Origin of the sequence: Anaerohalosphaera lusitana (genome assembly GCF_002007645.1) — a bacterium.
Classification (GTDB): Bacteria; Planctomycetota; Phycisphaerae; order Sedimentisphaerales; family Anaerohalosphaeraceae; genus Anaerohalosphaera; species Anaerohalosphaera lusitana.
Window position 1 is genome coordinate 2,240,543 of record NZ_CP019791.1, and the last position, 18,375, is coordinate 2,258,917.

Sequence of the window (18,375 nt, forward strand, 5' to 3'; positions counted from 1 at the left end):
TATTAAGTTAGGCCGTGTTGGCTGTTAGAGTTTAGTTTTATTATTTTTGTTTGGAGGTTAGTAAGATGAAAAAGTTGGTGATGATTGTAATGATGTGTCTGGCTGTTGTGAGCGGTTCAAGTGCAGGGCTCATTTCGAACGGCGATTTTTCAGCCGGTCCTGACGGCAGCAATGCCGACAACTGGGCGAAACTTGACGGAGCCACAAGCGAGGTCTACTATCAGGGAGGCTGGGAAGGTGACTATCCGGACACTCAATACGCATCTGGTAGGGCTCTTTCCATTCAGGCAGTCGAGACATATGGTGCACAGCAGGTTCTCGGCGCGGTAGTGGGCCAGTATGAGGTTTCGTTCGCGGCAGGATATCGAAACGATGCAGTCACCGGTGGTGACATCGATCTGCGGGTGTCCATTTGGGATACAGTGAGCGACTTTGAACTGGCAGGTGAAACTATCACGATAGCTGATCCCGGACTGGCTGCCGGCGGTCTGAGTGATGCTGACTGGGGCGCATTCAGCGAAAAAACACTCAGCTTCAGTTTTGATCCGTCAAATGTCTCCGAAGCTGCTCTGCGTTTTGTAAACACTTCGACGGGCAGTTGGGCTCAGACGGCGCTGATCGATAACGTTTCAGTAACGCCCGAACCTGCTACTATGATGCTGCTTGGCCTTGGTGCATTGACTCTACGGAGACGCAGAAAAGAAAAATAATTGCATGGACGCAAGAAATCCCGAGGCATCGTGCCTCGGGAGTTTTTCCGATTTAAGTTGCAGGAGATTGAGTTATGATGAAAAACGGCTTTATAATGTTGGCGATTGCAGTCGCAGTATTTTGCGGCACAGCGAACGCCCAGATCAAAAACGGTGATTTTTCGGCCGGTCCTGATGGCGGCAATGCTGACAACTGGACAGTAATTGGGGGTGCCACAGCAGGCCTTGAGGTTTATTATCAGGGTGGCTGGGAAGGTGCATATCCGGATACGGAGCTGGCATCCGGCAGGGCTCTGTCTATTCAAGCTGTTGAGACTTACGGCGCCCAGCAGACTCTAAATGATGTGGTAAGCGAGTATGCGGTATCTTTCGCTGCGGGCTATCGTAATGACGCAGTTACTGGCGGAGATATCAACCTGCGTGTTGCCATCTGGGATACAGTGAATGACATCGAGCTGACTGGTCAGACTATTGTTATTCCAGACCCAGGTGTCGCAAGTGGGGGGTTGAGCGATCCAGATTGGGGAGCTTTTGAACCGCAGACCATTACTTTGACCATCGATCCAACGGATGTTGAAGAAGTTGCTTTGCGTTTTATAAACGAATCTGCGGGTAGTTGGGCTCAGACGGCGCTGATTGATAATGTTATCTTAGACTCTTATCCATCGCTGGTCAGCCCGGCCGACGGTTCCCAGGATCTGCCGCTGAGTACTACTCTTGAATGGGCCGCACCGACGGCTTATTCGCCGGACGGCTTTGATGTTTACTTCAGTGATGATCCAAACACAGCTACTTTTGTAAAAGTCGTTGACAATCAGCTTGTTACGACTCACGCTCCAACCCTTGATTTCGACACGACTTACTACTGGCGCGTCGATACTTACAAGGGCACCGACGTTTATACCGGTTCGGTATGGACCTTCGAAACTGCTCCCGCTCAGCCGCTGGTCACAGTTGATCCGCAAAATGCGACAGTTGAGGCGGGCGGTTCTGTCACATTGGAAGTTGAAGGCCTGAACGAGACTTCTTATGCATGGTATCGTTCTGATGACAGCGTTCTTGAACCGGCGGGCGATGTATCTGTCGGTACTGACTCAGCAACTCTTACGCTCCCCGATTTCCAGCAGACACCTGATGAAGGTTACTACTACTGCGTGCTCAGCAACGACGCGGGTAACGCAACTTCCGGACCGGCATATGTAATGACAGAACGCCTGGTTTCGCAGTGGACACTTGACGGTACGCTCGCCGATGCAGTTGCAGCAAATGACGCCCAGATGCTTCCGGATCCTGCTGTAACATACGTCGATGGAGCTTTTACCGGTTCAACGAATGCTGTCAGCTTTGAAGCAGGCGATCCGAACACAGTGGTTATTCCATATTCACCGGATCTGGACAATGGGACGGCTTTCACAGTTTCGGCGTGGGCCAAACCAAATCTCTCTGGAGGCAGTTGGCGCGCTATAGTTTCAAACCGTGATGACGTACCGGATCCAGATAAATATTCAGGAGGTTATGTCCTCTATGCCGGATGGAACGGCTATTGGTCCTTCTTTGTCGGGACCGGCACTGGCTGGTCGGAGGCTAATTCCCCGCAGCCAGTTGCAGCAAATGAGTGGAGTCTGATAACAGGAACCTATGCAAACGGCGTTCAGACACTGTATGTCAACGGCGTTATCGCAGCACAGGTTACAGGTGTAGACGCAGCACCTAACAATGTTAATGAGATACTCATCGGTGCCGGCGCAAATGAAACAGAAGGGTACGACTTCTTCTTCGATGGTGCGATCGACGACGTCAAGGTTTACAGTTATGCACTGACCGATGTCGAAGTTGCCGATCTGTACGCGAGCGCAACCGGCGAATCCGTTTGCACAGAGTTGCCTGAGTTCGACTTCAATGAAGACTGTCGTGTTGATCTGAGTGACTTTGCTGCATTCGCAGCCGGTTGGCTTGAGTGCAACCTGGTACCCGATTGTCAGTAATTAATTAGACACTCTTCAATAGCTGATGGAGTCCGGACTGAAAAGTCCGGGCTCCTTAGCTGCTGAGTTTTCGCCGATTGTGCAGGTATGCCTTTTCAGACTTTATTTTTTCTGAATGTTCAAGCAGGATGCTAATTATGAGTAAATTCCCGGTTATTTTTGCAATTATCATATCCTTATTCTTGTTTGCGGCACCCGTCTCAGCGGGTCCGCTAGATGCGGCTCGCGGCGTGATCTCGCGGAACACGCCCGACCATGTAGATCAGTTCACGCTGGAACTGATACCGGAGGTGGATGGCCGAGATGTTTTCGAGATAGTATCTGACGCTGATAATGGCAAGGTCGTTCTCAAGGGTTCGTCGCCTGTTTCCATATGTTCAGCATACAACTGGTACCTGCGATACGTCGCAAACTGTAATATATCCTGGTGCGGAACACAGCTCGATCTGCCTGCAGCGCTCCCGAAGCCCGGCGAGACGATCCGACGGGAGAGCCCGTACAAGCATGGCTATTATCTGAACTATTGTACGCTCAATTATACGATGTCCTTTTGGGACTGGCAGCGTTGGGAAGAAGAGATCGACTATATGGCGCTTCAGGGGATAGATCTGCCATTGGCACCTGTGGGTGTTGAGGCGGTCTGGCTCAATACTCTCAAGCAGTACAACTTTACCGATGCCGAAGCGAAAGAGTTTATTTGCGGTCCGGCGTTTTTCGGTTGGTGGTTAATGGGTAATCTCGAGGGTTGGGGAGGTCCGCTGCCGCAAGACTGGATCGATGACCATATTGTATTGCAGAATAAGATACTCAACCGCATGCGTGAGTTGGGAATGGAGCCGGTGATGCCCGCTTTTTATGGCACTGTGCCCAATAAACTTAAAGAAAAATATCCCGATGCTGACATCCGAGATCAGGGCCATTGGGCCGGCGGTTTCAAGCGGCCCGCTTTCCTCTCGCCGACCGACCCGTTGTTTACCCAGATGGCGAACACTTTCTATGATGAGCAGAAGAAACTTTTCGGCGAATGTAAATACTTCTCCGGAGATCCGTTCCATGAAGGAGGCTCGACGGCGGGCATCGATCTGCCCTCTGCCGGCGAGAACGTCATTAATGCCATGAGAACCGTCTCGCCCGATGCAGTATGGGTGCTGCAGGGTTGGGGGGGTAACCCTCATGACGCACTGATAGAAAACGTTCCCAAGGAAGATGTTTTGATTCTTGATCTTGACTGTGACAACAGTCCGCAGTGGTACTATCGCAATGGTTGGAACGGTTATCCGTGGTCATGGTGCATGATACACAACTTTGGCGGCAATACCGGGATGTTCGGCCGGATGGAAGTTGTCGCGACCGAAACGGTAAAGGCACTCAACGCCACCAACGGCGGCAACCTGGTTGCTCTCGGATCGATGCCTGAGGGTATAGAAACGAATCCCGTCATTTATGAACTGCTGTGGGATATGCGATGGCGTTCTCAGAAACCTGACATGATAGACTGGACTAACAAATACGCTCATAGAAGGTACGGCAAGAATCTGCCTGAGACGGCCAGTGCGTGGCAGACGCTGCGAACATCCATCCTGGGCAAAGATATGTCCAATCAGCAGGGAACAACCGAGTCGATACTCTGTGCTCGTCCTGCTAAGCAGATGCAGCGTGTTTCCAGTTGGGGCACGACGAATATGTATTTTGATCCTACTGAGGTTGTCGATGCATGGAAGGATATGCTCCAGGCTGCCGATCAGCTTGGGGATGTTGATACATACCAGTATGATCTGACGACTACGACGCGGCAGGTACTGGCAAACCTTGCCCAGCCGGTTCATCAGCGGATGATCTCAGCATTTGAGGCGGGCGATAAAGAAGCATTCCAACTGTGGTCCGGCAAATTCCTGGAACTGCTGGACGATCAGGACCGAGTTTGCGCGACACGCAAGGAGTTCATGCTTGGTCCGTGGATCGAGGATGCCCGCGCATGGGGTCATACGACCGAACAGAAGGATCTATACGAATTCAATGCGAGAACGCTGATTACAACATGGTCATATCGAGATTCAAATCTGCATGAGTACGCCCATCGTGAATGGGCAGGACTCATATCAGATTTTTATAAGCCGCGATGGCAGATGTTCATCAATGAACTGGCGTCACAGCTTGACGGCAACCAAGCGGAAACGATCAATTACTATGCTGAATTCGAAAAGCCCTGGACAGAGGAAACGAAATCTTTTCCGACTACGCCTGCGGAAAATTCCGTTACCGTAGCCAGCCAGATCTTTGACAAGTACAAAAATCTACTGCACTCGGTGTATAATTATGAAGCACCATCTGCCACGCTGGTCGCTCACTGGCCGCTCGATGAGACATCCGGCACGACTGCCGTTGAAAACATAAGCTCCCTCGAAGGCATCTATACAAACAGTCCGTCCCTGGCCCAGCCGGGTGCGACTGAGAGCACTGGCACTTCGACCTGTTTTGCCGGTTCTCAATATGCCGCGGTTCCAAACGACGAAAAACTGAATCCGCAAAGTTTTTCTGTCTCGCTGTGGGTCAAACCTGCCGGCGGATCGGGCCATCGTGCTGCAGTATGCTCACGTCATACAGAACTCAACGGATCGCCTGCCGCCTATGGCTACATCCTCTATGCGACACCCGGAAATACATGGTCGTTCTGGACGGGTGCTACATCTTCTGACGGAAATATGTCCTGGAGTCAGCTCAACGGTCCGGCCTTAGCGTATGATGAATGGACACATATTACGCTCGTATTCGAGCAGACAGCACCCCCAGCCGGGTCGACAGTCACAGGAAACAAACGCATCTACATTAACGGACAGCTTGCAACGGCAGGTGTGGGCTCGATGACTTTGAATTCGGTTGGTACCTTCAACATCGGCTCTGTCTCCGATCCCGATTATTACTTCAACGGGTGCATTGACGATGTTCAGTTTTATAACGGTGTACTCACGAATGAGCAGGTCAAATATCTGTATGATAACCCGGGCCAGACCACGGCGTTTTGCCCGGAGCTGCCTGAAATGGATTTCAACGGCGACTGTGTGGTAAACGGTCATGATCTTTTATTGTTTGCGAACAGCTACCTCGACTGCAATATTGTTCCGGATTGCATCTTGCCGTAGACAAAGGCGGTTTTAATAGAAATTGAAAAGCGAAAAGGGAGGCAAAAAATGAATAGAAAAGGATTTACCCTTATAGAATTGCTCGTGGTCATATCCATCATTGCTCTGCTTCTTGCGATCATGATGCCCGCGCTGTCAATGGTCAAGGAGAAAGCGAGAGCAGTTACAGGCATGTCACGCGTGAAACAATGGGGGCTATGCTACCAGTTGTTTACCAATGACCATGACGGCAGCTTTCCCGAATTCAAACATGATACAACAAATACAACATTTATGTATGATCTCAAGGATTATTACGCTGACATAAATGAGATGCGTTTCTGTCCTTCGGCAAAGAAAGTTTCAAGTTCCAACCCTACAGGTGTGGAAGAGGGAAGCTATTTCGGAAGCACCCTTGAGGCCTGGAAGGTTAACGTATCGGATGCCAGTTGGATGGAAGATGATGACATCGGAGCGGGAAGCTATGGTGAAAACTCTTATATCAGAAAGCTGGAAGGCAACTCCAAAGCCTGGGGCCGTGCAAATATGAAACAGGCAAATACGGTGCCGGTGCTCATGGATGCCCGTTGGAACAACGCCTGGCCGGACAATGGTCAACCTCTCAGACGGTCGTCAACTACAGATCAGGAATTCTATAATGCCGGCAACTGGATTACCATTTCTTGTTTTGTAATGAAACGGCACGGTGACGGCATCAATATGACCATGGCGGACGGCAGTGCGCAAAAGGTTGACGCCGAAGAACTATGGCAATTTAGATGGAACCGGGATTTCGAACGAGAAGATTTTGTGGATCTCGCTTTTATGAAGTGGAACGATTAGTAAGGTTTACTTGTGTGCAAAGGGATTTGCCCCTAAGAATCCTAAATGAACAGGAGACAGGGTATGAGAGATGCTTGGGTGAAAGTTGCAGCAGTTTTGCTGCTCGTTTGTTGCGCGTCGGGTATCACGGCCGCTGAAATGATCTTGCATTATAAGATGGACGAAACCGCAGGTACGCTTATCGATCAGATCGGCGGTGAATCAGCGGAGCAAGCCGGTTCGGGGCATTTGTATGGACTTGAATCTCTGGATGGATTGGGTACTGCTGTCGGCCTTGACGCAAATGGGGCCTGGCGTCTGGATGTCGACGAATCCGCGGAGCTCAACAACCTTATAAATGACTTTACCGTCACGGCCTGGATATATCTGGACAGCGCAATAGCGTTATCCAAATCGGGTTCGGGCTCCAATTATCATCGAATCATCGGTGATGATGAACCATGGGACAAAGATGCATGGTCCTTCGGGATTGTCGGCGACGATCTACTATTCACTAAGAACGCAATCGTTGACGCCCGATCTGCGGGTGCTTCGGTTCCCTACGATCAGTGGACACATGTTGCCGCGGTTGTTTCACAAACTGAGGGTATCTCCTTCTATATTAACGGGCATTATGATTCGACAGTTTTCAACACTGACGACCTCTACCCCGGGGATGAAGTATTCGGCATTGGCAGATCGTACGGCGGTGACCTCGCTCAATGGTTTGCCGGCAAACTTGATGAGATTCAGGTCCACACCGATGTGCTGTCGGAACAAACCATCGCTGACATTGCCGGCATCTTAGTGCCTCTCCAGCCTGTGTTCCCTTCTGACATGTCCGTCAATATCCCTGTAGATTCCGAACCGACTCTGGAGTGGGCCGCAGGTTCCGATCCTGAGATAACTGCACACGTACTTTACTTCAGTTCGGACGAAGACTGGGTGACCAATGCAATGCCGACCGATTCTGAGGCTGTTGTCATTGATGTGAATTCTCAATCCTATTGGCACGACAAATCGCTGAATTCCGCAACCACCTACTATTGGCGCATCGACGAAATTGCGGGCAGTTTGGATGATCCTGATAAACTTGTGACCGGAACTGTTTGGAACTTCACTACAGAGTCCGTCCCGGCTCCGCCGTGTATAGGCTATACGCTGAATGGTGACATAGACGGTGACTGCATCGTCGATCTTGACGATCTGCTGCTTCTCGCTCAGGACTGGCTGTTTACTTCCGACAATTCAAAAACCGATATCGATCATAGCGGTCGCACCGATTACGCTGATCTGTCATTCATAGGCCGTGACTGGCAAACGGCTGTCAATAGCAACGACCTTAACCTGATGGTGATATCGGCCCATCCGGATGATGAAGGCATTTTCGGAGGTGGAATTCTGCCGTACTATGCACAGGTCAAGCAGATTCCCGTTACTTTGCTTGGACTAGTAACCCGGAATCCTGATGGCTCGGACCCGCTCACATCGGGCAGTACAAGTCGCGTCCAGGAACTGCGCAATGCAACCGATGTCTATGCCGGCCAGGAGATAGGTTCGGGAATGGATGATCTTTTTGGAAACTATGTGAGCGGAAACATCACACTGGTACCCGCCGGGCTCATCGATACTGGTTGCTGCAGCAGAACTCCTGATGATTCGTGGTATGACGACGGTGACGGCTGCGGATGGGGAAGCAGTTATGGCGTGACAGAGGTGACACCAGGCTACGGAAACATGCTGGAAATGATTGATGGCCGCGCCGCGGTCTGTCGTGTGATCGCACGACAGATCAGATGGTTTCAGCCCGAGGTAGTGGCTGTGGTGCATGACTTCGAAGGTGATTACGGCCATTCTAATCACATTGCCAGTCTTATCGGCCTGCTGGAAGCATATGAATTGGCAGCGGATCCTGACGTTGATATCGATGGGCTCGCTCCATGGACGCCCCAGAAAATATATATTCGAGGCGGGCTATGGGATAATCGGGACGGCATAGCATATCAGGGCATCGTTAGTGATGGAGGAATAAATCCTCTCTTTCATGACTATATGGAAGAGCAGAGTATCGATGGATACAGCCCCCGAAACTTTGCGGACTGGGCTCTGAACGAACATGCCTCGCAAGGCAGTCCCGACGTATCCACAGTTTTTCGTTCAGGTGAACGCTTCGACACCCATCACTCCGAATGGTGGACCCTTTATCGTTCAACGGTTGGCACTGATACCGCTTCTACTTTTACAGTAGATGGTGACACAACAAACAGCATTTACGAAAACTGGGCTCGGGGAGATTTCCTCGAAAACATTAACTACTAGTGCTTACGGCCATGCAAGATTAATTCGATCCAGGCGAAATTGATGTACTTCGGTTTGTGTTCTGTGCCTGGTCGATCGTAAAACCAAATAAATTGACTCAATTTGTGAACGGCAGAAATGTGTGTGTGAGCAGGCAAAGGCCTGCTAAAAAGTGGTGCTCAAGAAGGATGCAGAAAAAGATTTGTTTTTGTGAAAGGCAGTGTTATGGAACGGGCATTTAATAAATGGTGTGTGGCGGTTTTAGTTTTATCTGCTTCATCGGTTGCGTTTTCCGCTCCTTCGACCTTGACCCAAATGGTTTCAGACGGTTCAGAGACCATTACGCTTCAGATGACCTTAGAAAGTGTTCGGGGGAGCTATTTCGAGGTATTGGCGCAGAACAGTTCGGGCAATTACGACATTCATACACCTGCGGAAGTGCGTACCTATATTGGTACTGTGGATGAATACCCCGGTGCCATTGCAGCGGGCCTTTTAAAATCTGACGGCAATCTCTGGGCAAGAGTTTATTTTGACAGAGGTTATACCTGGTATACATTGGGAAGCTCCGTGGTCGGTGGATCGGGTGGTGATACTCCGATATTTGTGATGCCAACGCTCAGTACCGTAACTCCGGGACATGCGGGCACAGACACCTATCTCTTCGATCTGGGGATTGATTGTGACTGGCGTTTTTACAGTGGGGTCGGTAACAGCAATGTCGCCACATGCCTGGAACAGGTTGAGTTTTCAACCGTTCAGCTCAAGGCTATCTATCTTAGAGACGCTCTGATTATTCCGGCGCTTGGACGCGTCATTATTCGCGCTTCTCAAGCACACTGTCCATATGACGGTACAAGTGGCACAGCTATCCTTGGCCTCGTTCAAGCGGAATGGAACAATAACCATCATGTCATTCGCGATCTCGTTGCCTGCGTCACTCCAGCAATCGGAGGAGGTGTAGCCTGGGGTGGACAACAAGTGGGTACTGCTTGGGGTTATACCGTCAATGGGATAAATACATGGGATGGCAGTTTTGATGGTGTCATGCGTCATGAGATTGGACACAACTGGGACGTTGATGATTACCATGCCGACAGCCCTGAATACGGCACAATTAATTGCGGCAACGGTTACGGACGTTTTTCCGGTCCCGAGGTCGAAACAATCTTTAATACGCGTGATGCTAGAATGTCGGTTCTTGACAATCAGGGAACGTACAGCACGGTACCTGTCCCTCCTTATGCTGCATTAGACTCTCATGATTGTTATAACCGGGAAGATTATACGTTCGCGCCTTTGTACAACGACTTTGATGCCAATGGGGAAACTATAAGCCTACATTCGTTTGATCCGGTTTCAAAATTTGGCGGCAGTATCACATTATCTGCGGGAACCGGGCCCGACGGCCTTGATGAGCTGATATACAGTCCCCCGCAGACCGCGAGCGGAATCGATCACTTCTATTACACGATCATCGATTCGGCCGGATCGACCGCCACAGGTGTATTTCTCGCTAGACTGCCTGATTTAGAACCGTTTGAACTGTATGTTGCCAACAGCGACTTTGAGGCTGGAGGATGGGCTTCCGAATATGGCACTTCGCCTTCCGGCTGGGTTAGCGATCCTCCACTAAGTGGTGATCGCAGAGGCAACTATGGCGAATCGCTGGATGGCATTGAGGGAATTGTCGCCGCTCTTCAGGATGCTGGCGGCAATTACTACCAGCAGTCACTATTATATGCTGGAAAAGGTCCGATTGACGCAGGGTCAAGTGGCCGCTTTGATATTACGTTTGATTACGGTTACCGCAGAGATGCTACGACGAATGGAGATATCAAATTACGAGTGGGTCTTTGGAACAAGACAACTTCAACTGAACTGGCTGGTTACGACCTTGTGATCGGTGATCCAGGTGTAGGAGCCAATTCCCTTAGCAGAACCACTGTCAATTTGTCTTACGATAATACCGGCCTTAACGGCGACGAACTTGCCCTTAGATTTACGCACACCGGCGATGGCTCCAGAAGCTGGTCTGCAACGGCACTAATCGACAACGTCGACATTGTTATGCCTGGATCGCCGCAATGGCTTGTTGACCCGGTCAAAGAAAGTAACGGCATCGTAAACCAGGCATATTGGTCAACAGTGTCAAATGATGCGGTTGACCCTGAAAAGGACTCATTGACATTTATAAAGGTCTCAGGTCCTTCATGGCTCACAATCGCCTCTAATGGGGCGCTTAGCGGAACACCCGATGCAAGCGATGTTGGTTTGAATGTCTGGACTGTTGAGGTCACAGATGGGACGAATCCGCCAGTGTCCGCAACACTGAAGATTACTGTTGATTATGAGGTCTTTCTTGCAAACAAAGGTTTTGAATATAACACGTGGGACTCCAATTATGGAACTTCTCCACAAGGATGGCTCAGCGATCCCCCGCTTAGCGGAAACCGCGCAGGTAATTACGGTGAAACGATTATTGGCCTCCCTGGAACGGTTGCCGCTCTTCAGGATGCGGGCGCAAATTACTACCAGCAGGCACTTACTAATTCCAGCCAAGGTAACCTTGATGCCGGTACATCCAGCAAATACGCTGTTACATTCGACTATGGTTACCGCAGAGATGTAACGACTAACGGAGATATAGTTTTGAGAGTGGCTCTTTGGGATACGACTGCTTCAACTGAACTGGCTGGTTCTGACCTGATTATTATTGATCCGGGCCCGGGTGCTAATTTCCTCAGCAGGGCAACTGTCAATCTTTCATATGACAACACAGGCCTCGAAGGCCATGGACTTGCGGTACGCTTTACTTACGCAGACAAGGGATACAGAGGCTGGTCAGCGACAGCATTGCTTAACAATGTTACTGTTGGAATTCCTGACTTCACACCGCCCGAAGCCCCCACGGGTCTTTTAACTGTGACAAGCGGCGGAACTGTCAGCCTTGACTGGAATGACAGCAACGCGGATGGCGTGGCCGCTTTCAATATTTATCGCAGTGAGTTGCAGGACGGATTATTTGCAAAAATTGCCGCAGCTCCCGTAAGTTATTATGAAGACAGCGGTCTTATAGAAGGCAAGACATACTTCTATTATGTAACCGCTTTGGATAAATCTTACAACGAATCCGCCGAATCGAACAAGGCCTACGCCAGCCTTCGCACACCAGGTGACCTCGACGGAGACGGACGTGTTGACTTTGCCGACCTCAGTCTATTCGCCGGCAACTGGCTTGCAACCGATTGCTGGTACTGCGATGGCGCCGACCTCGACAGTAACGGGCGGGTAGACTTCGATGATCTGACAATACTGGCCGAAAACTGGCTGAGTGAATAAAGCTTACAAGTAAAGTAAGCTTCTTATACTGCGGGCACCATTCCAAAGGTGAATACTCTATCAGGCCCGGACGCTACCGTTGTGTCCATCGCGCATACGGACACAACAGGAGGATTTTGTGAAAGCGGGCTCGGAGGGACACTCGCGAGAATATGAAATATTAGCGCGAAAGGTAGCGGCCATTGATAAAGAAGGTGGAGAACAGAATCTTGCATCAATGCTTTTTTTATAAGCAATTGGGCAGGTTCAAATTCGGTTAGATATACCTGCAGCAGGTTATATGTGCGCTGTTGCAGGCTAATACAAAGTGATTCATTATCATAGGGGGATGACACATTTGCAGGAGAGACCATTATGAAACACACTATTAATCATAAGTTCGCTATGGTTTTAGTTTTATTAGCTTCGTCTTTTGCGTTTTCCGCACCTGCAACCTTGACCCAAACGGTTTCTGACGGTTCAGAAACCATTACGCTTAGGATGACTTTAGAGAGTGTACGGGGCTCCTATTTTGAGGTCCTGATGCAGAACAGTTCTGGCACTTACGATATTCATACACCTGCCGAAGTGAGTACATACCTGGGCACGGTAGATGAGTACCCCGGTGCAATTGCTGCGGGCCTGTTGAAATCTGACGGCAGTCTCTGGGCAAGAGTTTATTTTGACAGAGGTTATACCTGGTATACATTGGGAAGCTCTAAGGTTGGGGAATCAGGGGCTGATACTCCAATATTTGCGATGCCAACGCTCAGTACTGTGACGCCTGGACATGCGGGCACTGACACCTATCTGTTTGATCTTGGAATTGATTGTGACTGGCGTTTTTACAGTGGTGTCGGAAACAGCAATGTAGCCACGTGTCTTGAACAGGTTGAATTTTCAACCGTGCAGCTCAAGGCTATCTACCTCAGAGACGCCCTCATTATTCCGGAGCTTGGACGTGTAATCATTCGAGCTTCTCAAGCACACTGTCCATATGACGGTACAAGCGGCACCGCGATTCTTGGTCTCGTTCAAACGGAATGGGAAACAAACCATACAGACGCAAATCGCGATCTCGTCGCCTGTGCCACCCCAGATATAGGAGGAGGTGTTGCCTGGGGCGGACAACAAGTGGGTACTTCCCACGGTTATTCCGTCAATGGGATAAATACATGGGATGGGAGTTTTGATGGTGTTATGCGCCATGAGATTGGACACAACTGGGACGTTGATGATTATCATGCCGGCAGCCCTGAATACGGTACAATAAACTGCGGCAATGGCTATTCACGTTTTTCCGGTCCTGAGGTCGAAACAATCCTTAATACGCGTGATGCAAAAATGTCAGTCCTGGACAACCAGGGAACGTATAGTACAATTGCTGTCCCCCCGTATGCTGCATTGGACTCTCACGATTGTTATAAACGGCAAGATTACACCTTCGCGCCACTGCATAATGACTTTGATGCCAACGGAGAAACGATAAGCCTGCTTTCGTTTGATTCGACTTCAAAATTTGGCGGCAGTATTACATTATCTGCCGGCACCGGTCCAGGCGGCATTGATGAGCTGATCTACAGTCCCCCGCAGACCGCGAGCGGAATCGACCATTTCTATTACACGATAATCGATTCGGCCGGATCGACCGCGACAGGCGTGTTTCTCGCTAAACTGCCTGATTTGGAACCGTTTGAACTGTATGTTGCTAACAGCGACTTTGAGGCTGGAGGATGGGCTTCCGAATATGGCACTTCGCCTTCCGGCTGGGTTAGCGATCCTCCTTTGACAGGTTCAGGTGCAGGCAACTATGGACAGACGATGCCGGATTTGACAGGAATTCAGGCCGCATTGCAGGATGTAGGAGGCAATTACTATCAACAGGTAATTGATTATAGCGGTGCCGGAGCAGTTGACGCGGGCACAGAAGATGAATATGCGGTAACTTTTGACTATGGTTATCGAAGAGATGCAACGACCAACGGCGATATCACTTTAAGAGTCGCACTTTGGGATACAACGGCATCGACCGAACTGGTTGGCTACGATTTGGTCATCACAGATCCAGGCGTTGGAATAAATTCATTGAGCACTACGACGATCAACCTAGCCTATGACAATACTGCTCTTAGTGGTCATGAACTGGCTGTCCGCTTTACACACGCTGGAAACGGCACCAGAACCTGGTCTGCGACGGCCTTAATTGATAACGTCAGTATTGTCAGCCCTGGCCAGCCAGGCTGGTACACGGATCCTGTTGTTGAAGTAGGAGCGCTGGACAATACAGCTTACAGCTCTTCATTGGCCGATGATGCTGCTGACCCTGAAAACGACCCATTGACATTTACAAAGGTTACAGGTCCTGCATGGCTGACAGTCGCGTCTAATGGAGACCTTAGCGGAACACCCAGTGCAAGCGATATCGGTTTGAATGTCTGGACGGTTGAGGTTACCGATGGCACCAATCCTCCTGTTCCTGCAGAACTGCATATTACAGTCAGCTACAAGGTGACTGTTTTAAACGGTGGTTTTGAAAGCAATACATGGTATTCAGAACAGGGCACCTCACCTGCAAACTGGATAAGTGATCCCCCGTTGAGCGGTTCAGTCTCTGGCAATTATGGCCAGAGCATGCCTGATTTGACAGGTATCCAGGCCGCACTTCAGGATGTTGGCGGCAATTACTATCAACAGGGCCTCACAGATTCCAGCTTGGGCACGATCGATGCTGGTTTTGCAGGTGAATATACAGTAACCTTTGATTACGGCTACCGACGCGATGCGGTAACAAATGGTGAAATACCGTTGAGAGTGGCGCTTTGGGATACGACCACATCCACTGAACTGGCCGCATCGAAAGTATATATAAGTGATCCCGGTGTAGGTACCAATTCTCTCACGCGAACTTCGCTAAATCTGTCATACGACAACACCGGACTTAGTGGCGATGGGTTGGCGGTGAGAATTACATACGCTGACAGCGGTTACCGAACCTACTATGCCACGGCACTTATCGACAATGTTGCTGTCGGGATTACAATCGATGACACAACGCCCCCGGCCGCTCCGACAGGTTTGACAGCGACACCGGGCGATGCAACTGTGACCCTTGACTGGGACGACAACAGCGAGACCGATTTGGCCAGTTACAATGTCTATCGCAGCACAACCAGCGGCACCGGATATGCCATTTTAGCCCAAGGTTTGCCCACCAGCGATTACACGGATAACTCGGTCTCAAACGGAACGACTTACTACTATGTTGCGACAGCAGTAGATACCAGCAATAATAAGTCGGCCTACTCAAGTCAAGTCTCAGCGACACCTCAAGCACAGCAGACAACGATGTACGTGCAGGCGATTGATCTGACTGTTGTTCAAGCTGGCGGTCCAAACCATAAAGGTCAAGCCATAGTGACAATTTACGACAATAATGCTCAGCCGCTCAGTGGAGCGACGGTCTATGGCACATTCACCGGCGACTACAACGAATCTGGTTCGACCGTGACTGATAGCAATGGCCAGGCAATGATGACCACTTCATCCAAAGCCAGAAATCCCAGCTTCACGTTCACGGTAGACGACGTGACAGCATCGGGATACACCTATGATGCTGCTTCAAATGTTCAAACCAGTGAGACTTACTAAACCTAATTGCAGTTAGTTAATTACTGGGTGGGCCGGTTTCGCAATCGGCCCACCTCTTACTATTGTTGATTGGAAAATATGTTTAAAATGGTTGCTAAACTAATCTTCAGCAAGTACTTTGTGAAGCCATGTTTTGCCATCTGTGAACACTGTTCTTTTGGGATTTGGACCATACTGTGCCGTAAGCTTAGTGAAAATCAACAACGAACAGAAAGGAAGGACCTTAAGATGCAAAAGAATGAATCGACAAACAACGAGCAGAACTTGAATGGCGTTATTATAATCAATCGCACTCAGATCAAGGATTACCTCGGCGGCATGGTCCGCCAGAACGTCGAAGAAACGCTCAACGCCATGCTGGATGCAGAGGCGGATCAGTTGTGCAACGCCAGGCGGTATGAACACACCGACAAGCGTACCGACGCTAGATCCGGCCATTACAAACGCAAGCTGCAGACCCGCACCGGCCAGGTGGAACTGAAGATGCCCAAGCTTCGAAAGACCACATTTGAAACGGCCATAATCGAACGCTGGCAGATCGAGCTGTTCTTTAAGACGATCAAGCAGAATTTCAAGATAAAGACTTTCGTCGGTGACCTGCCCCCATGGGGGCACCCCCAGAGAACATTAACTCGTGCAAAGGTAGCCTAACTGAAGGGAAGAAATAATTGTCGTTGAAGGGAATTAATAGTTGACGCTGGACACTTTCTGCAAAAACTGTAAGATCGTCATCAAATCGATTACAATCCCAACCTTCGCGGTTCTGGTAAAAAGTAATCGGCCGTATTCATTTTCCGGCTAAAATGACAGCAAAACATGCCATACATATGTATAAGCAAGTTGGTCTACTTCCTGCCACGTCTTTTTCAATACTTCTTCATCGCCAACGATTTTCGGATACTCCTGACGTTTGACTTCCCACGGAATGCACTCGCCCGGTTTCGGGACTATCTTCTTTTGTTCCTGGTCCATTAGTAAACTCCGTATTCTCGGGTGAACTCTGTCATTGCTTTTATATTTTCGACGTTGGTATCGTTTTGCATGATCGCGCTCGCGTCCATAATATAACCTCCGTCTTTTGCCACACCGTCTATAACCTCTTTGCACCTTTGTCTGACCTCGTCCGGCGTTCCATACGAAAGCAGGGCGTTAGGAATTCCGCCGCTGATACAGAACTTATCGCCAAGCACTTTATGAGCCTTGAAAATATCGCCCTGATCTACATGATAAACGATGCTGCGATCCGGCAGTTCAGTAAAAGCCTCCAGGTGATTATCCCAGTTACCTTCGGCATAGAACATCGTCTGGTGGCCGCTCTCCCATATAGCTTCGATAACCGGTTTCAATGTCGGCCAGTAAATATTATCAAATTGTTCCTGCGTTACAAATGGAGTGCATCCGCGATGCATCCAGAAACCCACAGGGAAGTTTGTTGCCGAACCCGCCGAGGCGATAGCATTATATGCAAGGTGAGGGATCAGTGCTTCACAGGCTTTTTTGACCTTTTCAGGTCTCTCCATAAGATCCATTGTAAGCCCGATGTAGCCCCGGAGTTTGTCGCCGATGATATCCAGCGGAGCCTTGAGCATACCCGCGATCGCAGGTACCGTTCCGCATTCTTTCCTCAGCCGTTCGCACTGCGGACCGAACGAACTAAAATAATTCAGCATCGCCATCCCGCCTCTCAGGAATGCCATATTATTGCGGAAAGAAGTTGGCTGGCCCGGAGCGGCAACATCAGTTGATGTACGTGGAAGCCATACATTCGCTAAAAAACCTGTGGGATCGGCGATCAGTTCATCATATTCGTCAGGCTTCATAAAAGCATCATCTTCGGACGGTTCACGGTACTGAAACGCCGTGTCGGCAGATATTTCCACACCCGGCATGGCGTAATACTTTGAACCGTTGGCCTGTGTGATCCCTGCCCAAACATAAACCATATTCGGACAAACAGCATCCCAGTCAAAATCTTTTGCGCAGATGCATGCTGCTTCAAAAGCCTTGTTGCAATCTTGGGATAACTCCTGACAGGTGAAACCGGTATATTTTGCAGTAAACTCAGCCACTAAAGGCCTGATTGGAACCATATCCGGCTTTTCGTTTTTCAACGCTGTCGTGTAACGTTTAAGGCGTTCCTGGTAAACCTTTTCCATGTCCATATGCGTGTCTCATTTCCATATAACGTTTATATTATGTTTTCATAAAGTAAGAATATTCAAACGGTATGTCAACTAGAAACTGGCTACAAAGTAAAGACAAGAAATGCACAGAAAACGGCTAAAACCTTAAGCATCACAGTGATCTGAAAAAAGATGAGCATATTCGTTTGCAGCAGGCATTACAGTTAAATGAACGGTAGTGTTTTCGAGGGAAGTAATGGCAAAGGCTCGGTGAGAGTTTAAGCCGGACTTAGGAACTTCAGAGGCCCAACAAGAATCGCGGAAAATCTCAGATAACTCGCTGCCTGAA

9 protein-coding genes and 1 pseudogene are annotated in these 18,375 nt (G+C 49.5%); 8 read left to right on the forward strand and 2 right to left on the reverse strand.

Translation table 11 applies throughout. From position 1 onward, the window contains the following. The first annotated feature begins 65 nt into the window (after nt 1–65). From STSP2_RS09245 to STSP2_RS09280, 8 genes and pseudogenes are all read left to right on the forward strand, one after another. Nucleotides 66–710: a PEP-CTERM sorting domain-containing protein gene (locus STSP2_RS09245; RefSeq protein WP_205847852.1), complete on the forward strand. Its 645-nt coding sequence runs from the start codon at nt 66–68 to the stop codon at nt 708–710. Between the two features lie 74 nt (nt 711–784). Next, the gene (locus tag STSP2_RS09250; RefSeq protein ID WP_146662016.1) at nt 785–2,695 is read left to right on the forward strand and encodes a LamG-like jellyroll fold domain-containing protein; all 1,911 of its coding nucleotides are present in this window, start codon (nt 785–787) and stop codon (nt 2,693–2,695) included. A 137-nt stretch (nt 2,696–2,832) separates the two neighbouring features. Then, entirely contained in the window at nt 2,833–5,835 is a 3,003-nt protein-coding gene (locus STSP2_RS09255; RefSeq protein ID WP_169853104.1) for an alpha-N-acetylglucosaminidase TIM-barrel domain-containing protein, read from the forward strand. Nucleotides 5,836–5,883: 48 nt separating this feature from the next. Next, nucleotides 5,884–6,657 (forward strand): type II secretion system protein, encoded by a 774-nt coding sequence (locus STSP2_RS09260; protein ID WP_146662021.1) that lies wholly within the window; start codon nt 5,884–5,886, stop codon nt 6,655–6,657. 63 nt (nt 6,658–6,720) lie between these two features. Then, entirely contained in the window at nt 6,721–8,955 is a 2,235-nt protein-coding gene (locus STSP2_RS09265) for a LamG-like jellyroll fold domain-containing protein (protein WP_169853105.1), read from the forward strand. Nucleotides 8,956–9,285: 330 nt separating this feature from the next. Next, the gene (locus tag STSP2_RS09270; protein ID WP_205847853.1) at nt 9,286–12,276 is read left to right on the forward strand and encodes an Ig-like domain-containing protein; all 2,991 of its coding nucleotides are present in this window, start codon (nt 9,286–9,288) and stop codon (nt 12,274–12,276) included. A gap of 354 nt (nt 12,277–12,630) precedes the next feature. Next, nucleotides 12,631–15,903 carry a fibronectin type III domain-containing protein gene (locus STSP2_RS09275; protein WP_146662027.1) on the forward strand — a complete coding sequence of 1,091 codons (3,273 nt, stop codon included), beginning with the start codon at nt 12,631–12,633 and terminating at the stop codon, nt 15,901–15,903. A gap of 228 nt (nt 15,904–16,131) precedes the next feature. Continuing rightward, a pseudogene (locus STSP2_RS09280) lies at nt 16,132–16,440 on the forward strand (transposase); the annotation flags it as partial. Between the two features lie 261 nt (nt 16,441–16,701). Here the strand turns inward: STSP2_RS09280 and STSP2_RS17325 are convergent. Then, nucleotides 16,702–16,875, reverse strand: coding sequence for a hypothetical protein (locus tag STSP2_RS17325; protein ID WP_169853107.1), 174 nt, complete (start codon nt 16,873–16,875; stop codon nt 16,702–16,704). Continuing rightward, on the reverse strand, nt 16,875–18,065 hold the full coding sequence (locus STSP2_RS09285; RefSeq protein ID WP_146662031.1) for a uroporphyrinogen decarboxylase family protein: 1,191 nt from the start codon (nt 18,063–18,065) through the stop codon (nt 16,875–16,877). The genes STSP2_RS17325 and STSP2_RS09285 overlap by 1 nt, the downstream gene beginning before the upstream one ends. Nucleotides 18,066–18,375: the final 310 nt, after the last annotated feature.